The 12,086-nt window shown below is 58.8% G+C and carries 15 protein-coding genes; 13 read left to right on the top strand and 2 right to left on the bottom strand.

Annotated features, from left to right (window positions below; genetic code table 11):
- Positions 1–387: 387 nt before the first annotated feature.
- Together OK409_RS02605 and OK409_RS02610 are read right to left on the bottom strand one after the other, a co-directional pair.
- A complete protein-coding gene (locus tag OK409_RS02605; RefSeq protein WP_250488472.1) occupies positions 388–885 on the bottom strand; it encodes an AAA family ATPase in 498 nt (165 codons plus the stop codon).
- Positions 886–1,025: 140 nt separating this feature from the next.
- Entirely contained in the window at positions 1,026–1,655 is a 630-nt protein-coding gene (locus tag OK409_RS02610) for a Vat family streptogramin A O-acetyltransferase (RefSeq protein ID WP_124890071.1), read from the bottom strand.
- A 256-nt stretch (positions 1,656–1,911) separates the two neighbouring features.
- Between OK409_RS02610 and fos the strand changes: the two genes are divergently transcribed.
- From fos to phnD, 13 genes are all read left to right on the top strand, one after another.
- A complete protein-coding gene (fos, locus tag OK409_RS02615; protein WP_033772097.1) occupies positions 1,912–2,310 on the top strand; it encodes a fosfomycin resistance glutathione transferase in 399 nt (132 codons plus the stop codon).
- 239 nt (positions 2,311–2,549) lie between these two features.
- Positions 2,550–3,263, top strand: coding sequence for a phosphonate metabolism transcriptional regulator PhnF (gene phnF, locus OK409_RS02620; RefSeq protein ID WP_010247805.1), 714 nt, complete (start codon positions 2,550–2,552; stop codon positions 3,261–3,263).
- Entirely contained in the window at positions 3,263–3,709 is a 447-nt protein-coding gene (gene phnG / locus OK409_RS02625) for a phosphonate C-P lyase system protein PhnG (RefSeq protein ID WP_033758256.1), read from the top strand. The genes phnF and phnG overlap by 1 nt, the downstream gene beginning before the upstream one ends.
- Positions 3,709–4,284 (top strand): phosphonate C-P lyase system protein PhnH, encoded by a 576-nt coding sequence (gene phnH / locus OK409_RS02630; RefSeq protein ID WP_264366718.1) that lies wholly within the window; start codon positions 3,709–3,711, stop codon positions 4,282–4,284. Before phnG ends, phnH begins: the two co-directional genes overlap by 1 nt.
- Positions 4,284–5,360 (top strand): carbon-phosphorus lyase complex subunit PhnI, encoded by a 1,077-nt coding sequence (locus tag OK409_RS02635; RefSeq protein WP_187500164.1) that lies wholly within the window; start codon positions 4,284–4,286, stop codon positions 5,358–5,360. Before phnH ends, OK409_RS02635 begins: the two co-directional genes overlap by 1 nt.
- Positions 5,353–6,201 carry an alpha-D-ribose 1-methylphosphonate 5-phosphate C-P-lyase PhnJ gene (locus OK409_RS02640; protein ID WP_010670888.1) on the top strand — a complete coding sequence of 283 codons (849 nt, stop codon included), beginning with the start codon at positions 5,353–5,355 and terminating at the stop codon, positions 6,199–6,201. Before OK409_RS02635 ends, OK409_RS02640 begins: the two co-directional genes overlap by 8 nt.
- A complete protein-coding gene (phnK, locus tag OK409_RS02645) occupies positions 6,191–6,952 on the top strand; it encodes a phosphonate C-P lyase system protein PhnK (RefSeq protein ID WP_033778916.1) in 762 nt (253 codons plus the stop codon). The genes OK409_RS02640 and phnK overlap by 11 nt, the downstream gene beginning before the upstream one ends.
- Positions 6,953–7,666, top strand: a complete 714-nt coding sequence (gene phnL, locus OK409_RS02650; protein ID WP_033772090.1) for a phosphonate C-P lyase system protein PhnL — start codon at positions 6,953–6,955, stop codon at positions 7,664–7,666. It begins immediately after the preceding gene.
- Positions 7,663–8,799, top strand: coding sequence for an alpha-D-ribose 1-methylphosphonate 5-triphosphate diphosphatase (gene phnM / locus OK409_RS02655; protein WP_033778919.1), 1,137 nt, complete (start codon positions 7,663–7,665; stop codon positions 8,797–8,799). The genes phnL and phnM overlap by 4 nt, the downstream gene beginning before the upstream one ends.
- Positions 8,799–9,335: a ribose 1,5-bisphosphokinase gene (gene phnN, locus OK409_RS02660; protein ID WP_264366719.1), complete on the top strand. Its 537-nt coding sequence runs from the start codon at positions 8,799–8,801 to the stop codon at positions 9,333–9,335. Before phnM ends, phnN begins: the two co-directional genes overlap by 1 nt.
- A gap of 65 nt (positions 9,336–9,400) precedes the next feature.
- On the top strand, positions 9,401–10,171 hold the full coding sequence (gene phnP / locus OK409_RS02665) for a phosphonate metabolism protein PhnP (RefSeq protein ID WP_264366889.1): 771 nt from the start codon (positions 9,401–9,403) through the stop codon (positions 10,169–10,171).
- 78 nt (positions 10,172–10,249) lie between these two features.
- Positions 10,250–11,080 (top strand): phosphonate ABC transporter ATP-binding protein, encoded by an 831-nt coding sequence (gene phnC, locus OK409_RS02670; RefSeq protein ID WP_010247776.1) that lies wholly within the window; start codon positions 10,250–10,252, stop codon positions 11,078–11,080.
- Positions 11,081–11,106: 26 nt separating this feature from the next.
- Positions 11,107–12,033 (top strand): phosphonate ABC transporter substrate-binding protein, encoded by a 927-nt coding sequence (gene phnD / locus OK409_RS02675; RefSeq protein ID WP_010247773.1) that lies wholly within the window; start codon positions 11,107–11,109, stop codon positions 12,031–12,033.
- Positions 12,034–12,086: the final 53 nt, after the last annotated feature.

Genomic DNA, 12,086 nt, shown 5'->3' on the forward strand with positions numbered 1-12,086 from the left:
AACATGCAGATTAACTTAAAAAATAGTGGAAAATTACAATCTTAATTTGAGAGGGAATGATGGAATACCATCAAAATGGCATCAGAATTTTGCCAGCCGGGATACTTTTCAGTTCAATTCTCTGCAACTGCCACTCTATTTCAGTTTGAGAAAAGCCTTCGGGGCATGATCGACTGTTCAGAAATTACGACCGTTTTTCTCTCATTGAATACCTGACCCTGGTTACCTCATTAATCCTCTCAGAACCTGCTGATATTGCCGCATAAGCTGAGGGAATAGCGTGGCTACTTCTGTTTTACCGGTTTTAATCCCTGAGGGTAGGGCAACATGCAGCCTCAGGTTAAAACATTTATTGCCGTTAAGGGTGCGGGCTAAACGCGGTCAGGGCTAAATGCTTGTCTGGAGGATGATATCAACGCACTCAGCAGGCGAAAATTCCGCCGTATCCAGCTTCAGATGTTCTCTGCTCCACGGTTCATAAACACGATCCACAACGGCTTGCCAGTCAGGCACTTTTAAGCCAGGGATATCTGAGATTCTGTTCTCTACACGAGCACGATGCTGTTCGGGATCTGAACAGAGGATTTCAATTTCCAGAAAGGGAACACCTGATGATAGTGCGATATCACGAAAACTATCACGTACCAGGTTAAGGTCATTCACCGAGTCAGTGATAACAGGTAATCCCAGTCTGAGATTGTCCCGCGCAAGCTCATAAAGGATGAAATAGCCTTCAGGGCCAATATCCCTGAAAGTTGCTGAACTATTACGCAGAGCCTGTTCGATCGTATCTACGCGTAAATACACCGCTTTCAATTTTTCAGATAGCATTTTAGCGATAGTGCTTTTGCCGCAACCCGGAAGGCCACTTAAGATGTAGAGCATAACGACTCCTGTTTTAACCCGCGCTCCAGTGGTAAAGCAGACACATTGATACATCAATCTGCGCGAAATTATGCGAACCCGTGTCGGATGATCGCCGCCCTATGTCAGCAGCGGACAGCGTTTATTCCACTTCTGCCCGGCTATTCATCTGGCAGTGCTTCAAGGTCTGCGGAGATAATTGCCGGTAAGTTTTGGGTAATCTTTTCTACCGGCCAGTCCCACCAGGCCAGCTTCTCTAGTCGGGATATGGTTTCATCGGTAAAACGCTGCCTGATAACTCTGGCCGGGTTGCCACCCACAATCGAATAGGCCGGGACATCCGACGTCACAACAGAACGTGACGAAATGATCGCGCCGTTGCCAATTTTAACGCCTGGCATAATCAGCGCCTGATAACCCATCCATACATCATTACCAATCACCGTATCGCCTTTATAGGGCAGATCGCCGGCCTGAGGCTGGGCTGTTTCCCATCCGTTTCCGAAAATGTAAAACGGAAAAGTGGAGAAACCCGCCATGTTATGGTTTGCCCCGTTCATGATGAACTGAACGCCTCTGGCTATCGCGCAGAATTTACCCATGATCAGTTTGTCACCAATAAAGGGGAAGTGATAAAGGACATTGCGCTCGAAGTTTTCTGAGTCTTCAGGATCATCATAATAAGTAAAATCCCCGATTATGATGTTGGGGTTTTTCACCGTATTTTTGATAAAACAAACCTGTGGGAAACCTTCCATTGGATGGGGATTGGTGGGATCCGGTCCGTACATATTCTCTCCTTAAGCGCAACGTTAGTTCGTTCCAGTGTACACCATGAAACCCGTCGTTCCTTTCGTGCAAGCCCGGTCTTCATTATCTGCTCATCGCGCGCCGGTCCCGGCTGTATTGCCCGCTCCAGTTTCCTCTTTCCGGGGTGGGTCCGGCAGAGATTCGGCTGATATACAAACGGCTGTTAATTCTCTTTGTGTGCAAAGAAATCTGATTCCTGTAAATTAAATTTTTCTGCATTCTGATAAAGAGTTTTACATGCTGACCGGACTCAATCACCTCACCCTCGCAGTTAGCAACCTGGCCAGTAGCCTGAATTTTTATACGGAGACCCTGGGATTCATCCCCAAAGCGGCATGGGATCACGGCGCTTATCTTTCGCTGGGTGAACTCTGGCTCTGTCTCTCTGTGGATACTGTCTCTGCTGGAAATGATTACACACACTATGCATTCACTATTGCTGGTGACGAATTTGATGCGTTCGTTGAGCGATTGAGAGCGGCGGGTGTGACAGAATGGAAGCGCAATAAAAGCGAGGGGAACTCCTTCTACTTTCTGGACCCCGATGGCCACAAGCTTGAAATCCACGATGGCGATCTTGAGAGCCGTATCAGAGCCTGCCTTGCTCAGCCTTATCAGGGAATGACGTTCTTCTGATTGATTGACTCCCGGCCCGGCAGAGGAAATGATCGCTTAAGCGGGGGCTATTACCCCATGCCCGGCGGTTTCCTGCCAGTCACGCATCCTGACAAGCACTCCTCATTTTCCAGCCACCACATTCACCTCTCCTTCACCCCCGCGTCACGGTTCTGTCATCTGATCCCCTCAAGCTAACACCATCCCGCAGCGTCTTTTCACTGCGTTCCCACTCTGTAACCCGTGAGGATTTCATCGTGATGGAGTTATCCAGACATCCGACCACTGTCTATCAGGCTGTTGCCGCACAACTGGAGCAGGCGCTCAAAGAGCGCTACCGCTGCGGCGACTATCTTCCTTCCGAGCAACAGCTGGCCGATCACTATGAGGTGAATCGCCACACGCTGCGTCGGGCGGTGGATGAGCTGGTGCACAAAGGGCTGCTGCAGCGCCGTCACGGCGTCGGCATCCTGGTTTTGATGCGCCCTTATGACTATCCGCTGCATGCCCAGGCGCGATTCAGCCAGAACCTGCTGGAGCAGGGCAGTCATCCCACCAGCGAACGGCTGCTGGCGGTGCTGCGTCCGGCCAGCAACGACGTTGCCAATGCGCTGGGTGTGAAAGAGGGCGACAACGTCATTCATCTGCGCACCCTGCGTCGCGCCAACGGCGTGCCGCTCTGCCTGATCAACCATTTCCTCGCCGACCTCAGCTGGTGGCCACAGCTTCAGCAATTTAACAGTGGATCGCTGCACGACTTCTTAGTGGAGCACACCGGCAAGCAGCTGGTGCGCACCCAGACCCGCATCAGCACCCGCCGGGCGCAGGCCAAAGAGTGTCGGCAGCTCGACATCGCGCTGCATTCGCCGCTGCTCTGCGTGCGGACCCTGAACAAAACCAGTGATGGCGCGGTGGCGGAATACTCCGTCAGCCTGACGCGCGGCGACATGATTGAACTGACTCTGGAGCACTAATGGAACAGCAAACGGATCGCCAGCGCTGGCTGTCGGTGCTGGCGCACAGCAGCGCCGCCTTGCTTGAGACGCACTGGCAGGCGCTTAACCTCCAGCCCGCCTATACCCTGATCCGTCCGGCAGAGATCGGGCTGACACGGTTGCAGGCGCGGATGGGGGCCACCGGCAAACGCTTTGTGATGGGCGATGCCACGGTGACGCGCGCGGTGGTGCAGCTCAGCGACGGCACTCTGGGTTACAGCTACCTGTTAGGGCGCGACAAAGCCCATGCCGAGCGCTGCGCCCTGCTGGATGCGCTGTTGCAGCAGCCGGAAACCCGGCAACTGCTGGAAGAGAAGATTATTACCCCGCTGGCGGCGTGGCGCGATGAGCAGCGACAGCTGCGCGCCCGTGAAATCGCCAGCAGCAAAGTGGATTTCTTTACGCTGGTTCGCGGAGATAACTGATGACTTTACTGGCAAGTTTTAACCATCCGGTGGCGGATGCGCAGCGCGCGTTTCGCCGCATTCTGAAAGCGATGAGCGAACCGGGCGTGATGGTCTCGCTGCCGCTGCAACAGGGCTGGGGCGCACTGTCACCGGCGGCCACGGCGCTGTTGCTGACGCTGGTCGATCAGGAAAGCCCGGTCTGGCTGGATGCGGAAATTGACAACGAACAGCTGCGCAACAATCTGCGCTTCCATACCGGTGCGCCGATCACCACGCAGCAGGATGCACCATTCGCCCTGAGCCATGCGGCGGCGCAGCCCGAGCCGACGCAGTTCGCGGCCGGTGACAACATGTCACCGGAAAAAAGCACCACGCTGATTATCGAAGTGCCGTCACTGAATGGCGGCCTGACGCTCCGCCTCTCCGGCCCTGGCCTGCGCGAAACCCGGGCCATCGCGCCACAGCTGCCCGAAAGCGTGCTGGAATATCTGCGCACCCGTCCGCATCCGTTCCCGCAGGGCGTGGATCTGATCTTCACCTGTGGCGAAGCGATCATGGCCGTGCCGCGCACCACCGTTGTGGAGGTGTGCTGATGTATGTCGCGGTAAAAGGGGGCGAAAAAGCCATTGCGAACGCCCATCAGTTGCAGGCCGATCTGCGGCGCGGCGATAGAGCGGTAGCCGAACTCGGCTGCGATCAGGTGGCGCAGCAGCTGGGACTGGCGGTGGATCGGGTGATGACCGAAGGCGGGATTTACGATCCCGAACTGGCGGCGCTGGCGATTAAACAGGCCAGCGGCGATCTGGTCGAGGCGATCTTTCTATTGCGCGCCTATCGCACCACGCTGCCACGCCTGGCGGAGAGCACGCCACTGGCGACCGGTGCGATGCGCATCGAACGCCGCATCTCGGCGGTCTATAAAGATCTGCCGGGCGGCCAGGTGCTGGGACCAACTTACGACTACAGCCACCGTCTGCTCGACTTCACCCTGCTGGCCAATGGCGAAACGCCTGCCGCGCCGCGTGACGATCGTTCGGTGCCTGACCAGTGCCCGCACATGTTCAGCATGATGAGCGATGAAGGGCTGGCCGCCGCCGAGATGGATGACGGCAGCGAGCCTGTCGATATCACCCGCGAGCCGATGAGCTTTCCCGCCTCACGCGCCGCGCGCCTGCAACAGCTGGTGCGTGGCGACGAAGGCTTTCTGCTGGCGCTCGGCTATTCGACACAGCGCGGCTATGGCCGCACCCATCCGTTTGCCGGCGAGATCCGCACTGGCACTCTCAGCGTCAGTATCTGTCCCGAAGAGCTGGGTTTTGAGCTGGAGATCGGTGAACTGCTACTGACAGAGTGTGAAATGGTCAACGGCGTTGCCCACAGCGACGACACGGCGCCGCACTTTACCCGGGGTTATGGGCTGGTGTTTGGCCGCGCCGAACGCAAAGCGATGGCGATGGCGCTGGTGGACCGGGCGCTGCAAAGCCGCGAACAGCATGAGCGTGTTACCAGCCCGGCGCAGGATGAGGAGTTTGTGCTGTCGCACGCCGATAACGTGGAAGCCGCAGGCTTTGTCTCGCATCTCAAGCTGCCGCACTACGTCGATTTCCAGGCGGAACTGGAACTGCTGAAACAGCTGCAGCACGATTATCAGGAGCGCACCCATGGCTGAACTCACCGGCTATAACAACGGCTATCTCGACGAGCAGACCAAGCGCACCATCCGCCGCGCCATCCTGAAAGCGGTGGCGATCCCCGGCTATCAGGTGCCGTTCGCGGGACGTGAGATGCCGATGCCCTACGGCTGGGGCACCGGCGGCATCCAGATCACCGCCAGCGTGATTGGCGATCAGGATGTGCTGAAGGTGATCGATCAGGGCGCAGATGACACCACCAATGCGGTGTCGATCCGTCAGTTCTTTAAGCGGGTCAGCAATGCTGCCACCACCGAGCGCACCGCCGATGCCACCCTGATCCAGACCCGGCACCGCATCCCGGAAACGCCGCTGGAAGAGGATCAGATCCTGATTTTCCAGGTGCCGATCCCGGAGCCGCTGCGCTTTATCGAGCCGCGCGAAACCGAAACCCGCACCATGCATGCGCTGGAGGAGTACGGCATCATGCAGGTGAAGCTGTATGAAGATATCGCCCGCTACGGCCACATCGCGACGACTTACGCCTATCCGGTCCGGGTCAACGATCGCTATGTGATGGATCCTTCGCCCATTCCCAAATTCGACAACCCGAAGATGAACATGATGCCCGCGCTGCAGCTGTTTGGTGCCGGGCGTGAAAAGCGCATCTACGCCTTGCCGCCTTACACCCGTGTGGAAAGCCTGGACTTCGACGATCATCCGTTCACCGTGCAGCAGTGGGATGAACCCTGCGCGCTGTGCGGCTCGCGCCACAGCTATCTCGATGAGGTGGTGATGGACGATCAGGGAACGCGGATGTTTGTCTGCTCCGACACCGACTTTTGCCATCAGCAGCAGGAACAGCAACATGCACAGTGAACAGCCGCTGCTTGCGGTGAACCAGCTCACCCATCTTTATGCGCCGGGCAAAGGGTTTGAGCAGGTCAGTTTTGATCTCTTTCCCGGCGAAGTGCTGGGCATTGTCGGCGAGTCCGGCTCCGGTAAAACCACGCTGCTGCAGAGCCTGTCGGCGCGTCTGACGCCGCAGCAGGGCAGCATTCTTTATCAGAACCGCGACCTCTATCAGATGAGTGAAAGCGATCGCCGTCGCCTGCTGCGCACCGAATGGGGCGTGGTGCATCAGCATCCGATGGACGGGCTGCGTTCGCAGGTCAGCGCGGGCGGCAACATCGGCGAACGGCTGATGGCGACCGGACAGCGCCACTATGGCGATATCCGCGCCGAAGCGAGCCGCTGGCTGCAGGCGGTGGAGATTGACGCCGGTCGCATCGACGATCTGCCCACCACCTTTTCCGGCGGTATGCAGCAGCGTCTGCAGATCGCCCGGAATCTGGTGACGCAGCCGCAGTTGATGTTTATGGATGAGCCGACCGGCGGGCTGGATGTGTCGGTGCAGGCGCGACTGCTGGATCTGCTGCGGACGCTGGTGCGCGAACTGAATCTGGCGGTGGTGATTGTCACCCACGATCTCGGCGTAGCGCGACTGCTGGCGCATCGCCTGCTGGTGATGAAGCAGGGGCGGGTGGTGGAGAGCGGTCTGACTGACCGCGTGCTGGACGATCCTCATCATCCTTACACTCAACTGCTGGTCTCTTCGGTGCTCAATTAAATGACAACTATCACTCCGCGCCTGCGGGTAGAGAATTTGTGTAAAACCTTTGTGCTGCATAACCAGAACGGCGCGGCGCTGCCGGTGCTGCACAACGCCAGCCTGACGGCAGGCGAGGGCGAATGCGTCGTGCTGCACGGTCATTCCGGCAGCGGTAAATCCACACTGCTGCGCGCGCTTTACGGCAACTATCAGCCCGACAGCGGCCACATTCGGGTCGCGCATCAGGGCGAGTGGATCGACATGGCGCAGGCATCGGCGCGCCAGATTATCGCCCTGCGCCGCGACACGCTGGGCTGGGTCAGCCAGTTTCTGCGGGTGATCCCGCGCGTGCCGACGCTGGAGATTGTGATGCAGCCGCTGCTGGAGCGCGGCGTCGAGCGCGCCTTATGTGAAGCACGTGCCGCCGAACTGCTGACCCGGCTCAACGTGCCGCAGCGTCTCTGGTCGCTGGCCCCGTCCACTTTCTCTGGCGGAGAGCAGCAGCGTGTCAATATCGCTCGCGGCTTTATCGCCGACTATCCGGTGCTGCTGCTGGATGAACCCACCGCCTCGCTCGACAGTGTCAACAGCGAGGCGGTGGTGAGCCTAATTGAACAGGCGCGCGCCCGTGGTGCTGCCATCGTCGGTATTTTTCACGATCGGGCGGTGCGCGAGCGGGTAGCGGACCGGCTGCACCTGATGCACCCAATCGAGACAGGAGCGCAGGCATGATCATCAATAACGTCAGACTGGTGCTGGAAAACGAAGTGGTAACCGGATCGCTGGAGTTCCGCGACGAGCGCATCAGCAGCTTCAGCGAAACCACCAGCCAGCAGCCGGGCGCGCTGGATGGCGAGGGCGCCTGGCTGATGCCGGGTCTGGTGGAGCTGCACACTGATAACCTCGACAAGTTTTTCACGCCGCGACCAAAAGTGGACTGGCCGGCACACTCGGCGATGAGCAGCCACGATGCGCTGATGGTTTCCAGCGGCATTACCACGGTGCTGGATGCGATTGGCGTCGGGGATGTGCGCGACGGCGGGCACCGGCTGGATAACCTCAGCAAGATGATCGACGCCATCCGCGACAGCAACCGCAAAGGACTGAACCGGGCCGAGCATCTGCTGCATCTGCGCTGTGAACTGCCGCATCCCACCACTGCGCCGCTGTTTGAAGCACTGATGGGCACGCCGGAGCTGGCGCTGGTGTCGCTGATGGACCATTCACCGGGACAGCGTCAGTACGCGTCCCTGACGAAGTATCGCGAATATTATCAGGGCAAATATCAGCTCAATGACACGGAGATGGATCAGTTCGAGCATGACCAGCTCACCCTGGCAGCAGAATGGTCACAGCCCAACCGTCAGGCGATTGCCGGACTCTGCCGGGAACATGGCATCGCCATTGCCAGCCACGATGATGCCACCGCGGCGCACGTTGAAGAGTCTCACGCCGCGGGCAGCCGCATCGCGGAGTTTCCTACCACGCTGGAGGCGGCACGCGCCTCGCGTTATCGCAATATGCAGGTGCTGATGGGCGCGCCTAACATCGTGCGCGGCGGCTCGCACTCCGGCAACGTCGCTGCCTGGGAGCTGGCGTCACACGGCCTGCTGAATATTCTCTCCTCTGATTACTATCCGGCGAGCCTGCTGGATGCAGCGTTCCGGCTGGCAGATGATGAGCGCAACAGCCTCGGCATGGCGCAGGCGATCGCGCTGGTCACCTGTAACCCGGCGCGCGCCTTAGGGCTCGAAGATCGCGGGGTAATCGCCGAAGGCTGCCGCGCCGATCTGGTGCTGGCGCATACCGCACACGGCTACCCGCACGTGCGGCATGTCTGGAGCAAAGGCCGGCAGGTGTACTGATGGCGCGGCTGATCTGGCTCACCGGTCCTTCGGGTTCGGGTAAAGACAGCCTGCTGGATGCGCTGCGGGCAGCACCTCCGCCACGGCTGCTGATCGCCCATCGCTACATTACCCGCGCCGCCGATGCGGGCGGCGAAAACCATGTGGCACTGACCGAGGCGGAGTTTGCCCGCCGCGCCGCGCTGGGACTGTTCGCGGTGAGCTGGCAGGCGCACGGTTTCAGCTATGGCATTGGCTGTGAGACGGAACATTGGCTGCTGCGCGGGCAGAATGTGGTGGTGAACGGTTCGCGGCTGCATCTGGCGCAGGCGCAGGCCCGTTTCGGCACGCAGCTGCTGCCGGTCTGTCTGCAGGTCACACCCGCCGTGCTGGCAGCGCGGCTGCGCCAGCGCGGACGGGAAGATGAGGCGGAGATCGCCCGGCGGCTGGCGCGCGCCGCACAGCCGCAGCCCGATGGCTGCCTTATCCTCAACAACGACGGCGCGCTGGCGGATACCGTGTGCCTGCTGCGTCAGATACTGGAGTCGCATCAATGAAACTCTCTTATCCTGGCACTGGCGGTGACAGTCCGGCATCGACATCCGCTACCGAAGGCGCATCAATGAAACTCACTTTTCTGGGTACTGGCGGGGTCACTGCCGCACCGCTGCCGGGCTGCGACTGTCGCGCCTGTCAGCGTGCGCAGCTTAACAGCGGCTACGCGCGTGCACCCTGCAGCGCGCTGATTGAGTTTGGTCGCGAGCGCATCCTGCTGGATGCCGGTCTGCCGCTGCTGGCGTCGTGCTTCCCGCCCGGCACACTGACGCGCATTCTGCTGACTCACTACCACATGGATCATGTGCAGGGGCTGTTTGCACTGCGCTGGGGAGTGGGCGCGCCGGTTCCGGTCTGGGGTCCACCCGATCCGCGAGGCTGTGACGATCTCTATAAACATCCAGGCCTGCTCGATTTCCGTCCCGCCTTAACGCCGTTTGTAGCGCACGCCTTTGGTGAACTGCAGGTCACGCCGCTGCCGTTGCAACACTCGAAACTGACGCATGGCTATCTGTTCGACTGGCACGGCACCCGGCTCGCCTGGCTGTGTGATACCTGCGGGTTGCCACCCGACACCGCCGACTTCCTGCACGGTCAGCCGCTGGATCAACTGGTGATTGACTGCAACGATCCGCCGCAAGCAGAACCGCGTAACCATAATGATGTGACCCAGGCGCTGGCGCTGGCAGAGATGCTCCAGCCGCGTCAGACCTGGCTCACCCATCTCAGTCATGAGATGGATAACTGGTTAGCTGAGAACCCGTTACCGGACGGCGTGCTGGCTGCCCGTGACGGCCAGACATTGCTGTGCGGCGCGCACTGGCCTGTCACGGTTTGATCATCTGACTGTCATCTCGTGTTCATCGCGTCACGCCTTAATAACCCGCAGAACGCAATCAGCGATGACGGAGAAACCATGGCACAGGCACTTCTGAAAACGGTGGTCGACAACGACCTGCCACCGGCCAGCCTCAGCGGACAAAAAGTGTTGTCGGTGCAGAAACTGAGCAAAGCCTACGGCGACACTCAGGTGCTGGATCAGGTCAGTTTCGACCTGCACGCCGGTGAGCTGGTGGCGGTGATTGGCCGCTCTGGCGCGGGTAAATCGACCCTGCTGCACATGCTCAACGGCACGATTGAAGCGACTTCCGGCGCGATTATCAGTCTACATCATGGCGAAGCGGATCGTAACGTGGTTACGCTCAACAGCCGCCAGCTGCGCGAATGGCGCAGCCAGTGCGGCATGATCTTTCAGGATTTCTGTCTGGTGCCACGCCTCGACGTGCTGACCAACGTGCTGCTGGGCCGTCTGAGCCAGACCGGTACGCTGAAATCTTTCTTTAAAATCTTCTCCGACAATGACCGGGCGCACGCCATCGAACTGCTGCAGTGGATGAACATGCTGCCGCAGGCGCTGCAGCGGGCGGAAAACCTCTCTGGCGGGCAGATGCAGCGTGTGGCGATCTGCCGTGCCCTGATGCAGAACCCCAAAATCCTGCTGGCCGATGAGCCGGTGGCGTCACTCGATCCCAAAAATACCAAGCGCATCATGGATGTGCTGCGTCAGGTCAGCGAGCAGGGCATCAGCGTGATGGTCAACCTGCACTCGATTGAGCTGGTGAAAAGCTACTGCACCCGGGTGATTGGCATTCAGCGCGGCGTGGTGCTGTTTGACGGCCATCCTTCAGGACTGACCGACAGCCTGCTGCACCAGCTGTACGGCGATGAACTTAACCAAATCCATTAACTTCCACAGCAAGAGAACAACCCCGAATGAAACTGACTTCTTTAGCACTCCTGACCAGTGTAATGGCGTTTGGTGTCAGCGCAGCGGATGCGCCGAAACAGCTTAATCTGGGGATTCTGGGCGGTCAGAACGCCACCCAGCAGATTGGCGATAATCAGTGTGTGAAGACCTTCTTTGATAAAGAGCTGGGTGTGGATACCCAGATGCGCAACGCCTCCGACTACTCTGGCGTGATTCAGGGTCTGCTGGGTGGCAAGATCGATATGGTGCTGAGCATGTCGCCAGCCTCGTTTGCGTCGGTCTACATTCAGGACCCGAAAGCGGTGGATGTGGTTGGCATTGTGGTGGATGACAAAGATCAGTCACGCGGCTACCACTCGGTGGTGATCGTCAAAGCGGACAGCCCCTACAAAAAACTGGAAGACCTGAAAGGGAAATCTTTCGGTATGGCCGATCCCGACTCGACGTCCGGCTTCCTGATGCCGAACCAGGCGTTTAAGAAGATGTTCGGCGGCTCAGTGGATGACAAATATAACAACACCTTCTCCAGCGTGACCTTCTCCGGCGGCCATGAGCAGGACATTCTGGGCGTGTTGAACAACCAGTTTGATGGCGCAGTGACCTGGACCTCACTGGTCGGTGACTACAACAGCGGCTATACCTCTGGCGCGTTTGGCCGTCTGATCCGCATGGACCATCCTGATCTGATGAAGCAGATTCGCATTATCTGGCAGTCACCGCTGATCCCCAACGGTCCGGTGCTGGTCAGCAACAAGCTGCCCGCTGACTTTAAAGCGAAAGTGGTGTCGGCAATTAAAAAGCTGGATAAGGAAGATCACGCCTGCTTCGTGAAAGCGGTGGGCGGCGAGCAGCACATCGGTCAGGCGACGGTTGCCGATTATCAGAACATCATCGATATGAAGCGCGACCTGATGAAAGGCAGCCGCGGCTAAATCCAGCTACTTCTTATCTTCTCCGCTCAGGCGGGGAAAGCGGGACGCAGCAA

The sequence above is a fragment of the Pantoea sp. RG18 genome (assembly GCF_025910075.1).
Classification (GTDB): domain Bacteria; phylum Pseudomonadota; class Gammaproteobacteria; order Enterobacterales; family Enterobacteriaceae; genus Pantoea; species Pantoea agglomerans.